Source organism: Psychrobacter sp. BF1 (genome assembly GCF_019279065.1).
Classification (GTDB): domain Bacteria; phylum Pseudomonadota; class Gammaproteobacteria; order Pseudomonadales; family Moraxellaceae; genus Psychrobacter; species Psychrobacter urativorans.
In genome coordinates, this window is sequence record NZ_JAGYWV010000004.1 from 104,583 (window position 1) to 127,055 (window position 22,473).

General features: G+C 42.8%; 12 protein-coding genes. 9 read left to right on the forward strand and 3 right to left on the reverse strand.

Annotated elements, in window-relative coordinates:
- Positions 1-124 precede the first annotated feature (124 nt).
- On the forward strand, positions 125-682 hold the full coding sequence (locus KZA12_RS06520; RefSeq protein ID WP_218689659.1) for a hypothetical protein: 558 nt from the start codon (positions 125-127) through the stop codon (positions 680-682).
- Positions 683-775: 93 nt separating this feature from the next.
- On the opposite strand, the gene sat is transcribed toward KZA12_RS06520, so the two are convergent.
- Complete coding sequence (gene sat, locus KZA12_RS06525) at positions 776-2,053, reverse strand: sulfate adenylyltransferase (protein WP_218689660.1); 1,278 nt, start codon at positions 2,051-2,053, stop codon at positions 776-778.
- Positions 2,054-2,535: 482 nt separating this feature from the next.
- Here sat and KZA12_RS06530 point away from each other — a divergent pair, with 482 nt between their 5' ends.
- From KZA12_RS06530 to KZA12_RS06540, 3 genes are all read left to right on the forward strand, one after another.
- Positions 2,536-4,221, forward strand: a complete 1,686-nt coding sequence (locus KZA12_RS06530) for a nitrite/sulfite reductase (protein WP_218689661.1) — start codon at positions 2,536-2,538, stop codon at positions 4,219-4,221.
- Positions 4,214-4,804, forward strand: a complete 591-nt coding sequence (locus tag KZA12_RS06535; protein WP_218689662.1) for a DUF934 domain-containing protein — start codon at positions 4,214-4,216, stop codon at positions 4,802-4,804. The genes KZA12_RS06530 and KZA12_RS06535 overlap by 8 nt, the downstream gene beginning before the upstream one ends.
- A gap of 122 nt (positions 4,805-4,926) precedes the next feature.
- On the forward strand, positions 4,927-5,565 hold the full coding sequence (locus KZA12_RS06540) for a phosphoadenosine phosphosulfate reductase family protein (protein ID WP_218689663.1): 639 nt from the start codon (positions 4,927-4,929) through the stop codon (positions 5,563-5,565).
- Between the two features lie 66 nt (positions 5,566-5,631).
- On the opposite strand, the gene KZA12_RS06545 is transcribed toward KZA12_RS06540, so the two are convergent.
- Positions 5,632-6,603 carry a WG repeat-containing protein gene (locus KZA12_RS06545; protein ID WP_218689664.1) on the reverse strand — a complete coding sequence of 324 codons (972 nt, stop codon included), beginning with the start codon at positions 6,601-6,603 and terminating at the stop codon, positions 5,632-5,634.
- Positions 6,604-6,862: 259 nt separating this feature from the next.
- On the opposite strand from KZA12_RS06545, the gene KZA12_RS06550 reads away from it, so the two are divergent.
- The 5 genes from KZA12_RS06550 (at position 6,863) to KZA12_RS06570 (ending at position 16,849) form a co-directional block, all read left to right on the forward strand.
- Positions 6,863-8,167: an iron-containing alcohol dehydrogenase gene (locus tag KZA12_RS06550; protein WP_218689665.1), complete on the forward strand. Its 1,305-nt coding sequence runs from the start codon at positions 6,863-6,865 to the stop codon at positions 8,165-8,167.
- Between the two features lie 322 nt (positions 8,168-8,489).
- The gene (gene cobA / locus KZA12_RS06555; protein ID WP_218689666.1) at positions 8,490-10,259 is read left to right on the forward strand and encodes a uroporphyrinogen-III C-methyltransferase; all 1,770 of its coding nucleotides are present in this window, start codon (positions 8,490-8,492) and stop codon (positions 10,257-10,259) included.
- Positions 10,260-10,454: 195 nt separating this feature from the next.
- The gene (locus KZA12_RS06560; RefSeq protein WP_218689667.1) at positions 10,455-12,014 is read left to right on the forward strand and encodes an exonuclease SbcCD subunit D C-terminal domain-containing protein; all 1,560 of its coding nucleotides are present in this window, start codon (positions 10,455-10,457) and stop codon (positions 12,012-12,014) included.
- A gap of 72 nt (positions 12,015-12,086) precedes the next feature.
- Positions 12,087-16,064: an AAA family ATPase gene (locus tag KZA12_RS06565; protein ID WP_218689668.1), complete on the forward strand. Its 3,978-nt coding sequence runs from the start codon at positions 12,087-12,089 to the stop codon at positions 16,062-16,064.
- Between the two features lie 41 nt (positions 16,065-16,105).
- Entirely contained in the window at positions 16,106-16,849 is a 744-nt protein-coding gene (locus KZA12_RS06570; RefSeq protein WP_218689669.1) for a WG repeat-containing protein, read from the forward strand.
- A 96-nt stretch (positions 16,850-16,945) separates the two neighbouring features.
- On the opposite strand, the gene KZA12_RS06575 is transcribed toward KZA12_RS06570, so the two are convergent.
- The gene (locus KZA12_RS06575) at positions 16,946-21,778 is read right to left on the reverse strand and encodes an NAD-glutamate dehydrogenase (protein ID WP_218689670.1); all 4,833 of its coding nucleotides are present in this window, start codon (positions 21,776-21,778) and stop codon (positions 16,946-16,948) included.
- Between the last annotated feature and the right edge of the window lie 695 nt (positions 21,779-22,473).

A 22,473-nucleotide genomic window follows, 5' to 3' on the forward strand; every position in this document is an offset into this window, starting at 1 on the left:
ACGACTGTATTTAATGAAGGGGTTATAACTATTCATCTTTAATCAATCAGCATCACAACTAAGTTTTATAGCTACCTTCCACCACTTACAGACGAGCTATTCTTACGTTTAGCAGGGCATTTATATGATCAAAACTCTATCGTTAGCTTCATCATTATCTTCATCAGTCATTGGGCTTATTTTGGCTGCTACTGCTCTCACTGCATTAAGCGCTTGTAATAATGTTTCTCCCACTCTGCAAAGTACTGCAACCTCTACTGTGGTCAAGCCAGCTATGCAGTCTGCTGCGCAAGCCCAAACCACCCTGTCTCCAGCGGTGCAAGTGGCACTAGGTGATTATGTTTCTGCAGGCTATGCCCAACGAGCCCAAGGGTACGACTGGGTTGCGGTGATGATAAGCGCCAATGGTAGCGAAGCAATCAATATAAAGGTACGTGCCCGTACCGATATTAAGCAGGCGAGCTGTAGCTATGAAGGCCAAGCTACTTTGATGGGTCAGGACAATGCTCATGGCATTATTTTCCAGACTATAGCTAATGACAGCCTGGTTTTTTTGCAGTTTAAAGACGGGCAGCTTACTATTGATAGTGAAGATAAACGGGCACTCAATTACTTCTGCTCAGGGGGCGCTACTTTGGCCGGTGATTATCAAAAGCTTACTGGGAGTTTGGCCGTTAGCTAACTTATAGCTAGGCAAATCTATAACCAAAAAAAGGTGTCAAATGTTAAGTCTGACACCTTTTTTATGCTTTAGGCTGTAATAAGTTTCGTTAAATTATAACGCAGAAGCCCCTACTAGCTTAACTTCAGTACGTTCCTCAAGGGCAATACTGGCATAGTAGCTACGTAAAATATCCAACACTTCAGGGCGGCTGAAGTTATCAGGTACTTCTTCATCTTCTGATAACGCTTTACGCAGTTTGGTCCCTGATACTTTGACATGTTGGCTTGCATCATGCGGACAAGTTTTACTTGAGGCCATCGCCCCACAAGCGTTACACCAAAACGTCCAATCAATCTTTAATGGCTGGGTTAATAAGTCGTCTTTTTCTAACTTCTCAAAGATGGTTTGCGCATCAAAAGCCCCGTAATAATCGCCAACACCAGCATGGTCACGACCAACGATCAGATGACTACAGCCATAGTTTTGGCGAAAGAGCGCATGTAATAAAGCTTCACGTGGCCCAGCATAGCGCATATCTAGTGGATAGCCGGCCTGGATAACGGTATCCGCTTTAAAATAGTTGTCAATCAAAGCCTTGATCGCCTCTTGACGTACTTCAGCTGGAATATCACCGGGCTTAAGCGCTCCTAACAGTGAATGCACTAATACCCCATCACAAATCTCAATGGCAATCTTAGCTAAATACTCATGCGAGCGATGCATAGGGTTACGAGTTTGGAAGGCTGCAACCGTTTTCCAGCCTTTATCGGTAAGGAGTTGGCGGGTTTGCTCAGGGGTTTTATATGTTTCAGGATATAGCGTTGGAAACTCACCTTCGCTCAACACCTCAACTTGACCGGCGATATTAACTTCATCTTGGCTAAGCACTTGCTGTACACCCGGATGCTCACTATCAGTAGTCGTAAAGACTTGCTGGCACTCATGCAGCTTATCAATAGTATAAGTTTCTTCTACTGTTAACAGCCCCATAATCTCGCCATCCTCCGCCACTAGCGCCACTTTATCGCCGTTGTTCAGAGTATCAGCGATTGTTTTTGGCGCAGATAAGGTAATAGGAATAGGCCAAAACAGGCCAGCATTAGCTCCTGTTTGCAAGCGCATATTATCGACTACACCTTGCCAATCGGCTTGATTCATAAAGCCATCAAGGGGAGTAAAACCGCCAATACCTAGCATGATCAAATCACCACGCTCACGTGAGCTGAGGGTTATCTGTGGCAAAGTGCTGGCCAGTTGTAGCGCTTGAGTGCGAGCATCACCAGTTAATAATAAAGGCTTTAACTCGCTACTGCCATGCGGGGGTACTAGATTAGGATGCTGCACTGCGGTTGATGTTTGCGAATTTTGAGCGGCTGTAGGCTGTGTCATAGTAGTCTTTAGAACCTTAAATTGGATGGCGATTATAATAATAGTAGGGATAGCACTGAAGATAAAACTAACCACAGCATCTCAAACAGCGCTATTGGGCGACTGTAAAAGCTGGCTAGTGATCAATAATGGCTCAGATGATGCTATTGGCTATAGAAGATGTACATAGGCTACCTAATTTTCGTTATGAAAATTTATGCTGTGTTTTACTATGGATATGACTTAAAGGAATTTATAATTTGAGTCGTAAGCTTATATGATGTGAAGCTAAGTTAATTTGACACCCTATTGAAGACGCACTTATCTAGTTTTTGCTGATGCTGTTTTTTTGGATTAGCTACTTTTGAAGTAGCTATTTAGCAAATTTTATACCCTTATAAAGCTATTACTGCTAAAGCCTGCATTCATAAACTTATTGTCTGTGAAGCTTGTATCGATTGCACACTGCCTTTTATTCTAAAATTCGAAATTGAGAGTACGTCATGTATCAATATAATTATGCTGATCAAGCTTTGGTTGAGGAACGGGTTGCCCAATTTCGCGATCAGACTCAACGCTTCTTAAAAGGTGAGCTGCCAGAAGAGCAGTTTTTGCCACTGCGTTTGCAGAATGGCCTCTATATTCAGCGCTATGCACCTATGCTGCGTATCGCCATTCCTTATGGTCTGCTTGCCAGCTATCAATTGCGCAAATTGGCAGAAATCACTCGTAAATATGACAAAGGCTATGGCCACTTCACCACTCGTACTAATATCCAGCTTAACTGGCCAAAACTAGAAGATGTACCCGATATCTTAGCTGAGCTTGCGACCGTACAGATGCACGCCATTCAGACTTCTGGCAACTGTATTCGCAATACCACTACGGATCCTTACGCTGGTATTCATCAAGCAGAAATTGCTGATCCGCGTCCTTATTGTGAGATTATCCGTCAGTGGTCAACCTTTCATCCTGAGTTTGCCTTTTTACCCCGCAAGTTTAAGATTGCGGTTATCGGTACTGAGAATGACCGTGCTGCTACCCAAGTTCATGATGTTGGTTTACATGTGAAAACCAATGACGCCGGCGAGATTGGCTTTGAAGTGATAGTTGGCGGTGGTTTGGGTCGTACGCCAGTGATTGGTAAAGTGATCAATGAGTTCTTACCACGTGAGCATCTACTGAGCTATCTAGACGCTATTTTGCGGGTCTATAACTTGCACGGTCGCCGTGATAATAAATATAAAGCTCGTATCAAGATATTAGTAGAGAGCATGGGTGGCCGTGAGTTTGCTAAGTTGGTCGATACTGAATGGCAAGCCCATACTAAAGATGGTGCTTTAACATTGACAGCAGAAAACTTCGCCACGGCTAGCAGCTTCTTTAGTGCGCCTGATTACGTAGCAATTGATGCGCTACAAGTACAGTCTGAGCTGCAAAAGCTACTGAGTGAAAATAAAGATTTTAGTAATTGGTACACCCAAAATACAGTCGCTCATAAAATAGGCGGCTATCGTGCGGTAGTGATCTCTCTAAAAGCCGGCTTAGTCGACGGTCGCTATGTGCCCTCCGGCGATGTCAGTGATACGCAGATGGATGCCTTAGCTGACTTGTCTGACCAATATAGCTTTGGTGAGATACGTGGCACGTATCAGCAAAATCTGGTATTCGCTGACGTACAAGTTAGTCACTTATATGAGTTATGGCAGCAGTTAGATAAGCTGCATTTAGCCCGCGCTAACATCAATACTTTAACCGATATGATTGTCTGCCCTGGCTGGGATTATTGCTCACTTGCCAATGCTACCACTCACAATATCGCTGAACAAATTGAAAAACAATTCAATGATCTTGACTACTTATATGACTTAGGTGATATACGTCTCAATATGTCGGGCTGTATGAACGCTTGTGCCCATCACCATGTTGGCGATATCGGTATCTTAGGGGTCGATAAAAAAGGCGAGCATTGGTATCAAATCAGCTTGGGCGGTAATTCTAGCGATGATGCCAAATTAGGTAAAATACTAGGTAAAGCGGTTCCAGCCTCTGACGTCGCTAGCACTCTACAGACTATTTTAGACGTTTATCTTGAGATACGTGCTAATAGTGACAACGAGGTTGAGGGCTTTGGCGAAGTGATTAATCGCGTAGGCATTGCCCCATTCAAGGAGAAGGTCTATGGGTAATCATCACATCTTCAACAGCACTGGGGTCGATATTAGCGGCCAAGATCGCTGGCAAGCGCTAACTACCGCTGATCTGCCTGACGGTATTGCCTTGGCTCACGTGACTTTATTTGAGCTGCTGCACAAACAAGAAAAACTCGACGTATTAGTGCCACTGACTGACTTATTAGATAGCAAAGGTGCGCTGGCAGGTGGTCTACTGCATGAAGTTTATGAGTTGCTAGCTGATCATAGCAGTCGCTTAGGCATCTGGTTGACCTCCAATACGGATGCTGATGCATTAGCTGGATTGAGCGAGTTTTTATTGCAACAAGCCTTGATTGTCATTCATGTACCGCTGTTTGCTGATGGCCGTGATTTTAGTTTTGTACAAACTTTACGCCAACTAGGCTATCAAGGTGAGATTCGCATCGCTGGTGCCTTTGGCCGTGATCAAATTGCTTATCTATTACGAGTCGGAGTTGACAGCTTTGTATTAAGCGCGCATGACTTGAAATCAGATATAAGCCAAGCCTTTACTGCGCTGGCTAGTAGCTATGATGGTCAAAATGCAGCTGCCTTGCCTATGTTCGCTAATGGCTAGATTATTTAGAAACCCTATTTTTATGACTAACTTTGCTATTAACGAGCTACTAATTTTAATAGCATAAATTATCTATAGTAATAACCATTAATTTTAATTTACCCTAAATCAAGGATCATATAATGAGTCAGCTACACCCTAGTCTAGATATCGATCAAGCCAATCAACAGCTACAAGGTAAGTCACCTGAGCAAATCGTCGAATGGGCGCTAAGCCAAGCCAAGAACCCAATTATCACTACCAACTTCCGCCCTTATGAGTCAGCGATTTTGCACTTAGTGGCCAAACAGCGCCCAGACATCACTGTACTATGGGTAGATTCAGGCTATAACACTGACGCGACTTATAAATTTGCTAATAAAGTTATCAATGACTTAAACCTTAACGTCATCACTTATATTCCTAAGCAAACTTCTGCCCATCGTGACGTCACTATGCAAGGTATTCCTGGGATTGATAATCCACTCCATGACGAGTTCACTGATCAAGTGAAGCTTGAGCCATTTCGCCGTGCGCTTAATGAGCTAAAGCCTGACGTTTGGTTTAACGCCATTCGTAAAGATCAAACCGAATTCCGTCAAGGGCTTGATGTGCTTAGTTTGTCTAAAGATGGGGTGTTAAAAGTTGCACCGCTGTTTGAAAAAACCGACGCCGATCTAGATGTTTACCTTCAAGAAAATGATTTGCCAAACGAGTTTGACTACTTTGATCCTACTAAAGTAGAAGAGCATCGCGAATGTGGTTTGCATACTCAGCTGTAAGTTTTCCCTATTACTGAACGCTAAAAGCCTTTTCATGACGAAAAGGCTTTTTTTATTTAAAATTTATTACTTTAATCGTTTTCCTGCTCTATCGATGTAGAACCACTCCCCATCTTTTTGCACATGAGCCGTGCCGTCAGCAAAGGGATAGGCAAAAGGAATATCATCATATATTAGAGGGATTTTAATCTCTCCCTTTATATCAATAAATCCATGTTTGCCTTGGTTATCTTTACCATTATTATAAACAAGCGCTAATCCATTAACAAAAGGGAAAACCACGCTATGATTCAACTCTTTGACTACCCTATTTGATCTATCAATGATCATAAACTTATTATCATGGTTAACGACTGCTAAAGCACCTGAAAACCAAGTTACGCTATCATACTCGATAGGTATAACGATATTATTTGAGCTATCAATAAATCCAAACTTCTCATTTTTCTCAACTGCCGCTAATCCCTCTTTAAAAGAAATAGTAGAATCATAGTCATAAGGGATAATCAGTTTATTATTAATGTCAATGTAGCCATACTTTCCCTTTATCTCTACGGCAGACAATCCTTCAGAAAAACCAATTAAATCATCGTATATTATTGGAATAATCACTTGTCCCTGTTTATCAATAACTCCTCTTTTGCTATCGATCTCAACCACAGCTAAGCCCTCTTTAAACGGGTAAGTGCTATCGTAGATAAAAGGTATTATTACTTCACCTTTTGTGTCTATATAACCTGATTTTTCGTGGTTATGTATACTGGCTAAACCTTCGACAAAAGCTTCTAATAAATCGTATTCCGGTTTAATTTTTATTATGCCTTTTCGGTCAACGAAGCCATATTTGCTATTTTTTACAATACGAGCTAGGCCTTCACTAAAGGAGCAATATTCGTCAAATTCAACACCTTGCGGCAGCTTATATCCTGCGTCTAGTTCACATTCCGCTAGCGCTTGCGTACTGATCAGCAAGCCAAATATCAGCCCAAAAATAGTGCCTGACTTTTTTAAAATCATCAAAACATTGCTAAAGTTCATAGTCACTGCCTTTAATACTTTAATACTTTAATACTTTAATACTTTAATACTTTAATACTTTAATACTAAGATTATGGGATGTTTTAACTCCGCTTACCTCAGTTAATTGATGAAAACTTATAACTATTTTCATAAGAACACATCAGTCCGCACTAATAACCACATTAGCCATAGTTTAATGGCACAATAAGTTAAAATAATAAGCTAAAACAATAGCCAGCTATTACTACTAACCGCAGCATTAAAAAAGGATTCCTTTATGGCTAGCCAAAACCGCAGTAGTATCTCTAAAATAATGAATAATGACACCTTGCAACATGCCGGCTATTTAGCCGTTGCTAAGACGAGAGCTAAAGTACTAAAAGCATTTTCAATGGTCATACCTATGCCCCGACCGCTACTATTCGTCGGTGATAAGTCTTGTCATGAGCTGTGCGACATGATTATCAATGAAGGTGGCACTAAGGTATTTATCGTTACTGATGCGGTGCTTAATAAGCTTGGCGTACCGGCAAAAGTTACCGACTATCTGCAAGCTAATAATATTGAGTATGTTATTTATGATGGCATCACCCCTGATCCTACTTTTAAAGTAGTTGAAGACGGTTTACGCCAGTCTAAAAATGCCAATTGCGACGCTGTGCTAGCTATCGGTGGCGGTTCAGTCATTGATGCTGCAAAAATGATTGCTATGAGTCAAGGTAATAACTGTCAGCCAAAACAGCTGATTGGATTATTCAAAGCCCGTAAGCCTTGCATGCCATTATATTGCATCCCTACCACAGCGGGCACTGGCTCAGAGGCAACTATCGGTGCCGTAGTATCTGACGATAAGACTCATCAAAAAGCCATTTCTATCGATCCAAAAATGGTGCCGTTGGCCGCCGCTATCGATCCAGCTATTATGCAAGGTATGCCACCGCATATCACTGCTGACACTGGTATCGATGTGCTCACTCATGCGTTAGAGGCATGGATGAGTGTTAATGCTGGCGCTGAAACGGACTACTATGCGGCGTCTGCGACTAAAGGGGTGATGGAGTATCTACCTATAGCTTATAAGGATGGCACCAATATAAAAGCTCGCGAAGAGATGGGTATTGCCGCACATTACGGTGGCATTGCTTTTAACAAAGCTGGTTTAGGTTACGTTCATGCTATCGCTCACCAATTAGGCGCACATTACGGTATTCCTCATGGTCGTGCCAATGCTATTGTCTTGCCCTACGTATTAGATCTAAACCGTAAAGCTAGTGAAAAACGCTTGGCAATTTTGGCGAAAAAAATCGGTATCGTTGAGAGTGGTAAGGTAGGTAGTAGTGACGGTGACATAGCGGATAACCTAATCGCTAAGGTTAGAGAGTTACTAGCGACTGTGAACATCGATCCGATAGTCAAAGGCATGCAAACTAGTGATTTCGATAGCATGGCTAAAGCGGCAGCTAAAGAAGTTAGCGATACTTACGCCGTGCCAACTTATATGCCAGCATCGGGTATCAAAGAGATTTTGACTAGAATTAAGCAAGCTAGTGATAAAAAAGAGGCTGAACAAGCTACAGCTTAAATATATCTAAGCTAATTTTTCTTAACCGTTGTGCTTAATCATTGTGCTTAATCATTGTGCTGAACCAGCAGGGCATATTACTAGTAGCGTAATATGCCCTTCTTTATGTCGATTAGGGCTGAAAATACATAGTTCTATACAGTGCTCACCCCTTATCTACGCTGGTTCTTTGTAGCTTAGCTATTCCCTTTGTCATCAAAAATCGCTTTTAATATCCCAATAACGACTATGCTAATGCCAATTCACTAGATGAGCCTATGCCAGCTATGCTCCATAATAGCGATATAAATTAAATCCTATTAAAATGTGAATTTTAAATACTATGAATACCTTTCCGCTGTTTTTTAAATTAGCAGGTCGCAAAGTGCTTATCGTCGGCGGCGGCGATGTGGCTCTACGTAAAGCAGATTTGCTCAGCCGTGCAGGTGCTGCTATCACTATCCTTGCGCCTAGCATTTGCCCTGAGTTACAAGCATTATTGAGCAATAATAAAAGGCCGGCAACAGAAAGCCAGCACCAGTTAATATTTGAAAACTATCACAAATCTTATATGGCTGGCGCGCGTGTCATCATTGCTGGAACCGATGACGAAGCCCTCAATCATCAAGTTCATGCTGATGCCACTGAGCTTAATATTCCGGTCAACGTCGTTGATACCCCGCATTTATGTGATTTTATTTTCCCAGCTATCGTCGATCGCAATCCGATTGTGATTGGTATCTCATCCAACGGCAAAGCGCCGGTATTAGCGCGTTTATTACGTGCCAGACTTGAGACTCTAATTCCGCAAGGCTATGGCAAACTGGCTAAGCTGGCTGGAGACTTTCGCGCAGAAGTTAAGACCAAAATTCCAACTTTGACAGGCCGTCGACAGTTTTGGGAGCGCGCCTTTGAAGGACAAGTTAGTGAGTTGATGTTCGCTGGTAATGAAATCCAAGCCGCAGCGCAACTGCAAGCTGACTTAGACCGTACGGCAGCACAGATTGTTAAAGACAGTTTGCTTAGTAGCAAGGCTATTGATAATAATGATCCTCAACAGTCTGACCAACACTTTGATTCGTCAGCCGAAACAACCAGCTCAAGTAGCGTCCCTTCACGGTTAGAAGATAATGGCGTTCATCACAGTGACGGTGACAGTCATAGCCATCCAGCCACTAAAGCTGTGCAGCCAGTAGGTGAAGTCTATATCGTGGGTGCCGGCCCTGGTGATCCAGAGTTATTAACCTTTAAAGCCTTACGTTTAATGCAACAAGCCGACATCGTCTTTTATGATGCTCTAGTGTCTCCGCAAGTGTTAGACCTTTGCCGCCGTGATGCTGATAAAGTATTCGTTGGTAAAAAACGTAGCAATCATGCGGTAGCACAGCTTGGTATTAATGAATTGTTAGTCAATGAGGCTAAAAAAGGTCGGCGGGTAGTACGGCTAAAAGGGGGTGATCCCTTTATTTTCGGACGTGGTGGTGAAGAGATTGAGAGCTTACGGGCGCACAATATCCCTTATCAAGTAGTGCCCGGTATCACCGCCGCTAATGCCGCTGCTAGCTATGCTGGCATTCCACTGACTCATCGTGATCATTCGCAGTCAGTACGTTTTGTCACTGGCTTCTTAAAAGCGGGCGCGCCTAATAATAACTTTGAAAGCTTTCTTAACACTGATGAGACCGTCGTGTTCTATATGGGCCTGCATTCGTTGGCACGGTTGACCGAAGGCTTAATTGAAGCAGGTCGCAGTAGCGATACCCCTATTGCTATCGTCTCTAATGCCAGTATGGCCAATCAGCAAGTGCTAACGGGAACGCTGGCGACAATCAACGAGCTACAAGAGAAAAACCAACTGCCAACCCCAGCATTATTGATCATGGGTGATGTCGTGGCGCTACACCATGACTTAGCTTGGTACAAGCTAAATGAACAGCCGCACAACCCTAGTGATACTGCTGATAATTGGCTACGTGAAGGCACGGCTGCTACTCCAAAGGATGAATTGCTAGCTAACCACCCTGCACGCCAGCAAGCCCATGCCCTCTCAATGGTGGCTAATCTTGCTGATCAAAAACAGGCTGATAGTTTAGAGCAGTTAATTATTAGTTAGCTTACTCATGAAACCCGGTTATAAAAAACCACCTCTGTCGTTAAGCGGATGTGGTTTTTTATTATCTTGCTAATTGTCTTACTAAATATAAACTCAGTCATATTATGATTCTTACTATAGCCTAGCAAGCCCAGCAAATCCCGCTAATTCTTGCTAGAATAAAGCCTTTATATTAACTTTAATAATAGCCCTCTTATGCCCTCACTTGCCACTGCCATCTCGTCATCTTCAACTACTGACTGCAAACCCTTAACCGTGCTGCACACCTCGGACTGGCATTTGGGGCGTAGATTGTATGGGCGTATGCGTTATGAAGAATTTGAAGCCTTTTTAACTTGGCTGCAACAGACTATCAGTGCGCAGCAAGTAGACGTCTTGATCGTTGCTGGTGACATCTTTGACACTATGACGCCTAGTAACAAAGCGCAAGCGCTGTACTATGAGTTTTTAGGTAAAGTCTCAACCTTATGCTGCCAGCATATCGTTATAGTTGCTGGCAATCATGATTCGCCGACTTTTTTAGATGCGCCAAGCAAGGTATTGAAGTTTTTAAACGTCCATGTCATCGGCACCGCTTGTGAGGACTTGCATCAAGAAGTGCTGCTGCTAGAAGACCATCATGGCGACCCACTTTGCGTCATCGCTGCTGTGCCCTATCTGCGCGACCGCGATGTGCGTGGCAGTAAGGCTGGTGAGTCGGCTGACAGCAAAGACGCTAATGTCATCGCCGGTATTCGTGCCCATTACGATGAAGTGGCTAGTATCGCTAAAGCTCGTCAACAGCAGCTAATTGACACTTATAAGCGCCACATTCCTATTATTGCCACAGGACATCTATTTGCCGCTGGCAGTAAGACTACCGAAGATGATGGCGTGCGTGACCTTTATGTGGGTAATCTAGGTAAGATCTCTGCTGAGATGTTCGATGATTGCTTTGATTATGTCGCCCTTGGTCATCTCCATGTGCCGCAACGAGTCGGTGGCTGCGAGCATATTCGCTATTCAGGCTCACCCATTGCGATGGGTTTTGGTGAAGCGCGGCAACAAAAACAAGTTTTATTAGTACAGTTTGGTGATGTGACAGACCTTGTTACTGATGAAGATTTAGTTGCAAAAGCAGATCATAACGTGGTTAAAAACACTATTAAACTTACGGAAAAAAAGATCAAAAAAGCCATCAATAACTCTACGGCTCTGATGGACGATTTATTTGGCTTTGAAGAAACAGAGGATGTTAACAGTAGTGATAGCATAGCTAAAGATATACATAGTCATCAAGCAGAAGAAAATTCTGTTTCGCTTACTAACCCTGCTAATAGTAAAACTCTGCATTTTGACGATGGTAATAAGATGCAAATTATCACGCTACCTATTCCCTGCTTTCAAAAGTTAGCGCAAGTTTCAGGTGACCTGCAAACTATTGCCACAACTATTAAAGCTATGACTCAGTTACAACCGATTTGGCTAGAGATTATTTATACTGGCGATGAGATCGTCAGCGAGCTGCGTGAAGAAGTACAAGCGATGGTAGAGGGCTTAGCGTTCGAGGTGTTAAAAATCAAAAACACTCGTACTTATAATAAAGTGCTTAACCAAGAGCAAACCTCAGAGGCCTTGCAAGATCTTAATGAGCTTGAAGTGTTTGAGCGTTGTCTAACCACTCATGAGGTGGCTGAAAATCAGAAAGACTCATTACGGGATGCTTATCAGCAAATACTGCATAATATTTATCATGCTGACAGTCGGGCACAATAATCAGCCATAAAGCCTTTGATACTTTGATACTTTGATACCTTTAATATAACTCTAAAACCATAAGACCCCACCATGCGCCTAATCGAACTGCGACTAAAAAACCTAAACTCCCTTAAGGGCGAATGGTATATCGACTTTGCCGATCCTGCTTTTATTAACGAAGGTATTTTTGCTATTACTGGGCAGACTGGCGCTGGCAAGACGACTATTCTAGACGCTATTTGTTTAGCCTTATATGGGGAAACGCCAAGGATTAATAGTATTAGTAAAAGCAGCAATGAGGTGATGACTCGGCAGACTGCAGACTGTTTCGCTGAAGTGGTTATCGCTCTCAATGGCAGTCAGTATCGCTGCCGTTGGGGTCAGCGCCGAGCTTATGGTAAGTCAGATGGTAACTTACAAGACGCTACTCATGAGATTGCTAAGCTAAACCTTGAGGAGCCAGCCAAAGATGATGAGATTTTAGAGACCAAGCTATCACGTACTAAAGAGAAAATCATTGAGCTAACACGCATGGATTTTCAACAATTCACGCGCTCCATTCTATTGGCGCAAGGTAGCTTTTCAGCATTTTTGAAGGCTAAAGCTGATGAGCGAGCTGATATTTTAGAGAAGATAACCGGGACTGATATCTACGCTACTATCTCCGAGCACGTCCATGGAAAAAAACGCGCTGAAGAAGATGTTCTAAGCAAGCTGCAAATCGGTCTTGAGGGCTTGAGCCTATTAGATAGCGCTCAAGAGGCTGAGCTTAAGCACACCTTAACTACCCATCAGACCACTCTGACAGCGCAGCAACACACCTTTAAGCAGTTAAATGAGCAGCTTAATTGGCTAGATGCTGTGCATGAGTTGCAGCAAAAGCAACTGAATTTTAGCACTGAGCTTGAGCAAGCTAAGCAAGCCCAGCAAGCTTTTATCCCTGATGCTACTCGTCTAGCAGCCGCTAATAAAGCGCTAGAAATTGATAGTCAATACAGTCAGTTAGTTAACAGTCGTGATAATACAAAGAATTTAACTGCTCAACAGCAGCAGATTACCAGCCAGCTTGCTGGGCAACAAGTTAGCTTACAACAAGCGGCTAATCGTCTCACCACTGTGCACCATCTACAAGCTCAAGCTGATAACGAACTACACGCGACTTTGCCTATTATCATAAAAGTACGTGCCTTAGATGCGGATATAAGACAGCAAGCACATAGCTTGAGTGATTATAACCAACGTCAAGATACGCTATCTACTAACCTGCAATGCCAAGCGGCAGAGCTTGTTAATCACCAACAGCAGCAAGTCGCTAATCAGGCGCAGCTGGCGAGTACTGATAAGTATCTTGAGGACAATAGTCAACTTAGTGACCTTGATGCGGATACCACTATTTTTGATAGTAATTGCAGCCGTTTAAAAGCTTTACTGCAAGATAACATCAGCCAAGCGCAAGCTAAAAAGGCTGTTGACGCTCAAGCCAAACACTATCAGCAGCAACTTGCTAAATTAGCTGAGCAGCAAACGGTAGAGCAATTGGCAATAGCTACAGCTCGCCAGCAGCTTAGCGAATTACAGCAGCAACAAGCTGCCTTGCTAGCTAATAAATCACTAGCTGATAGACGGATTGAGCAAGAGCAGATTGAGCATAGCAGTAGTCAAGTTGAGCAAATAAAAGCTAAGATCCAACAGTTAACGCAGCTATCCGAACAAATCAATGCTATAAACTCAGCGCTACCCATAATTAATGATCAACTGCTAATTATCGAGCAACTAATCAGCAAAGACGAGTCGGCCATTACTGAGACTAAGCTCAAACGCCAAGATAAACAGCAGCACTTAGACTTGCTACAAAGAGTCGCTAAGCTCGAAGATTATATTGTCGAGTTAGAAGAGCATAGCCCATGCCCACTTTGTGGTGCTACTGAGCACCCGTACGCTAAGCATCATCCCTTTTTAGAAACTGGCAAAAACAGTGACAACAGCAATCAGCTGTCGCCAACTATGCAGACTAAGCATCAGCTGAATGAATTAGATAAGCTTCTCGATAGCTTACAGCATACCTTATCAGCGCATCGTATTGACTATGCCACTAAGCAAACTAGCATTGTGCAACAGCAGCAGCAATTAACCCCTTTATATAATCAAGTCAAGGCTTTATCTGGTGACATTGAACAGATAATAGCCACTCAAACCCCTGTATTAGCCTCATTACCACCTTCAGTATCAACTATCATTGCGCCATTAACCACCATAGCTGCCGATATGGCGGCCCTACGCCAACAGCTAGAGGGCGAAGTAGCAACTGCCATCATCACTGATCATGCTACCTCGTTAGCGTTAATAAATACCATGCAGCAACAGCTCGCTGAGCAACGCAATGCTATTAGAGCTGTGCTAGCTCAATATGAAAACCTCACCAGCTCCCTGACACAGAGTAGTAAAGTTATCGAAACCAAGGAGCAGCAGTACTATAAGCTGACAGCGGATATCAGTGCAATTGAAAGCGATCTAAAACTTAGTCTGCAAAAAACTGCAACTATAGATAGCACTATAGAAAATAACTTCTATGAGCTGGCAACAGTCAGTAGCACCGTTCAATCTTTAGTCGCTAAGTACCCCCTAGGCAGCTATGTTGCAGAGCTAACAAGCGATTCTTTTGCAGTGGATACTGTTTGTAATACTTTGCCAACAGTTTTACCGCTACTAAGCACTAGTATCGATCAACAAACGCTTGTCGATGCGGCAGAGGCTGACGATTATATAGAGCAGTTGCGCCAATACCGTAGCGGCTTAGTACAGTTAAAAAAGCTATTCAATAGCAAAAAACAGTCCCAGCAAATGCTGTTTACTAATCTCAGCAGCCTAAATACTCAGATAAAAACCCAACAGATGCAGCTTGATAAGGATACGGCGGAGCTTGATAAGCTCAGCGAGACTATCAGACAGCAGACTGAATTATTGACCCAATTACGGCAGGACAGAAAGCAGCAGTTTGACCATAAACACCCTGATAAAGAGGAAAGTCGGTTACGCTCGTTAGTTGCACAGGCCACTAACGAGCAAATAGCGGCGCAAAGACTGCATGACAATACGGCGCAAGCATTAGCACAATTAGAAGAAAAGCAGCAGCAGCTGATCGCACAGCTACAGACAGCTACTCAGACTATGCAAACTCAACAACAGGCTTTTGCAACTGTATTAGCAGCATCGCAGTTCACGGATGAAGCGGCTTTTGTGACGGCGCGCCTACCTTTAGAGCAGCGCAGACAGCTTACTCATCGCCAGCAAAGTATCGATAACCAGCTGCAGCAAGTACAGTCATTACTGACTCAAACCTCCCAAGCGCTCAAGCATAAGCTGGATACCCCACTGACTGTGGCTGACCGAGCCACACTTGCCGCCGAACAACAGCAAATGCAGGACAGTAATACTCGATTGAGTGAAATGATTGGGGCAATAAGTGGGCAGCTCAAAGACAATAATGACAAAAAAAGCGCTCAACAGCACAAACGTCAGGCTATTGATGAACAAAAACAAAAGCTACAAGTATGGCAGCAGCTACATAAGCTAATTGGTTCGGCCGATGGTAAAAAATACCGTACCTTTGCTCAAGGGCTAACCTTTGATATTATGGTTCGCCATGCTAATACTCAGCTGCATAAGATGAGCGACCGCTATCTGCTGATTCGTGACGATAATAATGCGCTAGAGCTCAATGTCATCGACAACTATCAAGGTGGCGAAGTGCGCAGCACCAAGAACCTCTCGGGCGGCGAAGGCTTTATTATCAGCCTTGCCCTAGCGCTTGGATTGTCGCAAATGGCCAGTCATAACATTCGTGTCGATTCGCTCTTCTTGGATGAAGGCTTTGGTACACTGGATGACGAATCACTAGATATTGCCCTCGATACTTTGACTAGCTTGCAGCAAGAAGGTAAATTAATCGGGGTCATCTCTCACGTTCAAGCCTTGAAAGAGCGTATATTGACCCAAATTCAGGTCAAAAAACTCTCTGGTGGCTTTAGTGAAATCAGTGGTCAGGGCTGTCATAAGATTATCAGTTGATGAAGTAACAAGTTTAAGAATCTAGCTACAAAGGCTTTGATATGGATATGCTTATAAAGAAACTCATCGATAGCTTCTACGCTAATGTCCTACCTATTAGTGTGTTTTGCTTAACGGTGGTGGCCTCTGTTTTAATTACTACCTCTGCTCAAGCGACCATCAACTGTGCTGGTTATTTGCCCAATAGCTATTTTGAGCGTATTGATGACGATAGCAAGTTCGCTGGCAAGTCAGCTCAGGTTGGCTTGCTTAATGATCAAAGCAACTGGGTAATTGCGCAGCAATACGATGAGTTGCAACCACTAAACGCTTGTACCGGTCAGCCTTTGTATTTACAGGCTATATCTACAAAAGCATTTACTTCAAAAATGCAACGGCAAACGGCTCTCCTCGATCAAAATGCCAGTGTTATTATCCCTTTTGCAGCCAATCAGAATATTGAGGTTTTTAATAGCAGGGATAGCTCGACACTATTTTTACGTAGTGATTTAATCGAAGGTAGTACAGCTACTGGGATGACTGAAGACATCAAGAATAACATCGTTAGTGCCCAAATTATTGACGCTAAAGGTAAAGTAATATTGTTATCAGAGTCAGCTATCGTAAAACTGCTATACCATCAGCTTTATGCTTACAAGCAAGATGGCAAGTTTGGCCTTATCGATGACCGAGCCAATATGGTATTAGCGCCACAGTTTGATAGTTACCGTGATGAAGGCAATAAAGTATGGGTAGAAAAGCAAGGTAAGATGTTTGATTTAGCTACGTTGATTGAGTTGGATTAATTATTTTGTGCTTTAATTATTAAACAATAAAAAACCACCCTTATCATAAGAGTGGTTTTTTTAGATCTATTAATCACTAAACTCGCTAAGTAATCCTTACTTAGTAACTAGTCCGCTCAGCTCACTCATCAATACTGACAGTGCTGATAAGCTAATAGCTTGCTCATCATTACCATCTAATTTTTGCATCTCGATAGTAACTGACTCTAGCTGCGCTTGATGACGAGACTTCCAGTCACTAAAGGCTTGCTTAGCATCAGGCTGAGATAACAGTGCATCCATAAGCATACGTAAGCTACGTGATAGCTCATTCACTAGTGCATGACGAGCACGGCGATCCCAATAGTCTTGCTGTGGTAGAGTAGCAATATTATCCATCATCCAATCAAGTTGTAACACCCGATAGGCTTCAAAGTATAGCGAGGCAATCTCATCGACAGGGCGTTCATACTGCTCAGCGAGTAAAGCTGCATCCAGAGCATCAACATGATATGCAAGCATAGCAAACAGCGCCGCATCCTTATCAGATAGGCCATCTTTAGTTAAGCTGGCAGTATCTTCTTGCAAGTATTGAGCGTACTGCTGCTCAATAAAGCCGCCTACTTTAGTCAGTTTATTGACACTACCGACGAAGCGATCAATCATATCCGTCACTTGTAACTCTTGACCAAAGGCATTGATGAACCACACTACCCCACGCTCAAGCGCATCACGCAGGCGTAGCTCAAGATTAAGTAGCAGCTTAGCATCGACTTTATTATCCAAGGCTTCTAGCATTTTCCATGCGGTGGATACTTCAAATACATCACGAGTAATGGCATAAGCACGAATAATAGTATCTATGGTTTGTCCGGTTTCCTCATAAAGACGGAATAGCGCTTCAATACCTAGACGGTTGACCACACTGTTAGTCAAATAAGTACTGATAATCTCACGATGTAGGCGATGTTCTGTCATCTCACCAAAGAAGCGTCCAACTAGCTCATCAGGGAAGTACTTGCGTAGTTCATTGACGAAGTACGGGTCGTCAGGCAAGTCAGACAATAACAAACTATCGTAAATCCACATCTTGCCATAAGCCATAACTACGGCTAGTTCTGGGTTAGTCAAACCAGTTCCTGCTTTTTGACGTCGAGCAATCTCTTCATCTGCTGGCAAGTATTCAATCGCTCGGTCTAAGCGTTGCTCAGATTCTAACAGCTGAATAAAGCGCTGATGATCGCTCAAGTTAGCCGCTGCTCGCAGATGGCTTAGCTCGATAGCTTGTGGTTGTAGATAGTTTTGACGCAGTACTAACTGTGCGACTGTATCCGTCATACTCTCTAGTAGCTCATTACGCTGCTTAAGGGTCATATCACCTTGCTCGACAACTTTACCGAGTAAAATTTTGATATTGACCTCATGATCTGAGCAGTTAACGCCACCTGAGTTATCGATAGCGTCAGTATAGATACGCCCGCCAGTTTGCGCATACTCGATACGACCTTGTTGAGTGAAACCTAAGTTACCACCCTCACCGACGACGGCAGTGCGTAGCTCGCCACCATCGACACGTAGCGCATCGTTAGCTCGGTCACCAACATCAGCGTGGCTCTCGTTAGCACTTTTGACATAAGTACCAATACCGCCATTCCAAATCAAATCAACGGGAGCACGAAGTAATGCGCTGATAAAGTCGTTCGGCGCTAAACTATCAGCGCTAATATCGAACAGCTGTTTCATCTCGGCACTAATAGCGATAGTTTTATCGTTACGTGAGAACACCCCGCCACCTTGGCTAATTAGTGACTTCTCATAGTCATCCCAAGTAGAGCGCGGCGTATTGAATAAGCGCTCACGCTCAGCATAAGAGTCTTCAGTATTAGGATTAGGATCTATAAAGATATGCAGGTGGTTAAAGGCGGCAACCAGCTTAGTATGAGTCGATTGCAGCATACCGTTACCGAATACATCGCCGCTCATATCACCGATGCCGACGACGGTGAAGTCATCACGGTTTTGAATATCCATACCGCGCATACGGAAGTGACGTTTCACTGACTCCCAACCACCACGTGCAGTGATACCCATAGCTTTATGGTCATAACCGACTGAGCCACCAGAAGCAAAGGCATCATCGAGCCAAAAGTTATATTCAGTAGATATAGCGTTGGCAATATCAGAGAAACTAGCGGTCCCTTTGTCAGCCGCGACGACTAAGTAGGGATCGTCTTCATCATGACGCACGGTATTGGCTGGCGGGACGATATTACCGTCAATAATATTATCGGTGACATCGAGCATCCCACGTAAGAACGTCTGATAGCAAGCAATACCTTCTGCTTGGAAGGCTTCACGACCATCAGCAATAGTCTTAGTTTTGACAATGAAGCCACCCTTAGAACCAACTGGTACGATTACCGCATTTTTGACCATTTGTGCTTTTACTAGGCCCAATACTTCCGTACGGAAATCCTCCATTCGATCCGACCAACGCAGGCCACCACGTGCCGCTTTGCCGCCACGCATATGTACAGCTTCAACACGCGGTGAATAGACAAATATCTCAAACATCAGCTTAGGTTTAGGTAGATTCGGAATATCCGCCGCTAAGAACTTAAAGGACAATCTATCTTTACGCTGACCATCGCTGTCAGTCTGATAAAAGTTAGTGCGTATCATAGCGTTGATTAGATCTAGGTACCAACGCAAAATGCGATCTTCATCTAAGCTATCAACTTCGACTAGCGCTGCTGTTAGCTGTTGCTGAATTTCTGTCACTTTCTCAGTGCGTATACTACTATCATGCTCATCATACTTAGGGTTCATACGAGCATCGAACAGACTGACTAATGCCACACTAATAGCGCTATATTTGACCAAAGTTTGCTGCACATAAGCGCTAGAAAACGGTGCTCTAGCTTGGCGCATATAACTCGATAAAGCGCGCAATATAACCACTTCATAAGTATCAAGTTTAGTAGTTAGTATTAGCTCATTAAAGCTATCGCTTTCGACACGTCCTGCCCATATCTCTTTTAGACTGTCCTCAAACTGAGCACGCACAACACGCATATCGATAGTATCAACATGCTCTAAGTTTAGCTCGTATTCTTGCATCCAGATTGACTGCTCTGGTAGATCAAACTCATAAGTTTGCGCTGAGATGACTGATACCCCAAAGTTCTCTAATACTGGTAACACTTTCGACAAGATTACTGGTTGTTGACGGCCATATAGTTTTAGATGCAGCTGATTACTAGCGTCGCCCGTTGACTTATACAAATGCCATAGCATTGGGGATTCATCATTTAAGCCCGCTAAGCGCTTAGTATCTTCGACTGCTGTTCTAGCATCAAAACGTTCTTGGTAAGCCGCAGGAATATAGTTTAAAAAACGGCGCTGTAACGCATTAGCCTGCTGTTCACCGACATTATCGAGCATCACTTGCTGATAATTATCTTGCCATGACTCCATCAATGCTGATAGCTCAACCTCTAGGTCACTATTGTCAACAGTATTAACTTCCCCTGGTACTGTGCGTACATGCACATGAACACGAGCGTGCTCAGACTCATTAAACTCAGTAGTGAAGCCTGATGAAGTGCCACCATAAGCCGCTTCTAATACTTTTTGAACTTTTATTCGTAACTCAGTATTGAATTTATCACGTGGTATATATACCAAACAGGAGACAAAACGTTGGTAATGATCTACTCGGCTAAATAGGCGTAGACTTTTGCTATCCTGCAATTGGCTAATACCATAAACAATAGGATATAGCTCTTCAACGCTGGCTTGGAATAAGTCATCACGTGGCAAAGTATTGATAACATGCATCATTTTATGATGAGCATGTCCATTACGTGGTAGATCTGACATCGCCATGATCTTGTTAGCTTTTTCACGCAATAGTGGGATTTGTTTTACCGTAAGCTGATAGGCCTGTGAGGTCAAAAGCCCTATAAAGCGATATTCACCAATTAACTTACCTTGGTCATCAAACTTATGGATACCCAAAAAGTCCATATATACCGAACGATGAATCGGTGATACACGGCTTGATTTAGAGAGCATCAATACTCGTGGCTCAGTTAGCAGCTGTTTTAAATTAGCAGGTAATTGATGAAAGCTATCAGAGATCTTATCTTCATCAGCGCCGCGTAATAACCCCAAGCCACTATTGCCAATAGCAAACAGCTCTAGGTCAGCGCCTTGTTCATTATCTTGCCCTTCTAGACGATACTCTCTAAATCCTAAGAATATAAAGTGATCATCAGATATCCAATCTAGAAATGCTTGGATTTCTTGCTTAGAATAGAACAACTCTGGTAAAGCTTGCTTAGTCAACTCGGCTTTGATAGTGGCTAACTGCGACTGCATTTGCTCCCAATCACCGACTACGACATCTAAAGTGTCTACTTTTTCTAATAATAATTTATGTAGTATCACTAATTCATCATCATCCTGATAAGCAATCTCAAAATGGATCAACGACATATGCGAAGTACCACTCTCAGGCGCGCTATCAATTTGAGTGATATGCCCTTCTTCATCACGTTTCACACTGACAATAGTATTGTATATACGATGCACGTCGATACCTTGATCTTCAAGGCTCATCAGTAAACTATCTACCAAAAACGGTCGATCATAAGCTACTATTTGCACTACAGTATGCGAACTATGAAAATGCTGTTCCTCAGCAATAGGATTTAAAATAGCCAATTGCGGCTTGCTGCCGTCATAAGCTTTGAGTAAAGTAAAATGGTGTAGACCCATCCCTGCTAAATCTACATCACTAATATCATCTGCAATCTCGTTATGTAATGGTCGATAGTAGCTCTGCAAAAAATAATCAACTAGCAATTTATCTTTTTGTACGTAGCTGGTAGCAATAGTACTTATTTGACTAATACGTTCCGCTGAGATATTAAGTGAGTTGGGCATAACAATTGTCCTTGTTATAATTTATTAATTTATTTTTGGGTTAATATGAATAATGCTGTCCATGCTCATAATTCATAGCTTTGTTTTACTCAAGCCTAATTATTGCTCAAGAATATTGTTAGTTATTCTTAGACAATTGCTTAGAATCAAGCCTCATTTTCTCTATCTTTCTACTAACTATCGTTACCTTGTTGCTGCTCGAACTTTTATCTGGTTATTATTGAGTAGAGATTATTATGATCCTGCCTCTAAAGTGTAACCCAGCTATTGCCATAGCTGACGCTTACAACATCATTTCATGAATAAGCTTTACTCTCATAACCTTTATTAATGAGACTGCTCTTAAAGAGAATTTTGCTAAAAAAATAAGGGGAATTTGCTAATATTGTCGTTTATAACGCAATGCAAAAACCCACTTGGATAAAGCCTAACCTATATCACCGTTTTATGCTACGCCTAGTCATTTATTAATAACAAAGTAGTCGCATTATCTGTTTTCCGCGCGTTTCAACATCATACAATGTAGATATTATGCTTAATGTCTTAAACTTATTGCTATTACACGCTTGCCTACGAATACACATAGTAATTGAGATCAGTTTTTTGCTAGAATACGCCAAGCTGATTAGCGGCAACTCTCTATGGTAACCTGAGAAGCCATCGATTTTGGCATAATGACATAATTATAAGAAAGC

Excerpts from the sequence above, each read along its gene's own strand:
- KZA12_RS06520 (WP_218689659.1), top strand. The coding sequence starts at position 125 with ATGATCAAAACTCTATCGTTAGCTTCATCATTATCTTCATCAGTCATT.
- sat (WP_218689660.1), bottom strand. The coding sequence starts at position 2,053 with ATGACACAGCCTACAGCCGCTCAAAATTCGCAAACATCAACCGCAGTG.
- KZA12_RS06530 (WP_218689661.1), top strand. The coding sequence starts at position 2,536 with ATGTATCAATATAATTATGCTGATCAAGCTTTGGTTGAGGAACGGGTT.
- KZA12_RS06535 (WP_218689662.1), top strand. The coding sequence starts at position 4,214 with ATGGGTAATCATCACATCTTCAACAGCACTGGGGTCGATATTAGCGGC.
- KZA12_RS06540 (WP_218689663.1), top strand. The coding sequence starts at position 4,927 with ATGAGTCAGCTACACCCTAGTCTAGATATCGATCAAGCCAATCAACAG.
- KZA12_RS06545 (WP_218689664.1), bottom strand. The coding sequence starts at position 6,603 with ATGAACTTTAGCAATGTTTTGATGATTTTAAAAAAGTCAGGCACTATT.
- KZA12_RS06550 (WP_218689665.1), top strand. The coding sequence starts at position 6,863 with ATGGCTAGCCAAAACCGCAGTAGTATCTCTAAAATAATGAATAATGAC.
- cobA (WP_218689666.1), top strand. The coding sequence starts at position 8,490 with ATGAATACCTTTCCGCTGTTTTTTAAATTAGCAGGTCGCAAAGTGCTT.
- KZA12_RS06560 (WP_218689667.1), top strand. The coding sequence starts at position 10,455 with ATGCCCTCACTTGCCACTGCCATCTCGTCATCTTCAACTACTGACTGC.
- KZA12_RS06565 (WP_218689668.1), top strand. The coding sequence starts at position 12,087 with ATGCGCCTAATCGAACTGCGACTAAAAAACCTAAACTCCCTTAAGGGC.
- KZA12_RS06570 (WP_218689669.1), top strand. The coding sequence starts at position 16,106 with ATGGATATGCTTATAAAGAAACTCATCGATAGCTTCTACGCTAATGTC.
- KZA12_RS06575 (WP_218689670.1), bottom strand. The coding sequence starts at position 21,778 with ATGCCCAACTCACTTAATATCTCAGCGGAACGTATTAGTCAAATAAGT.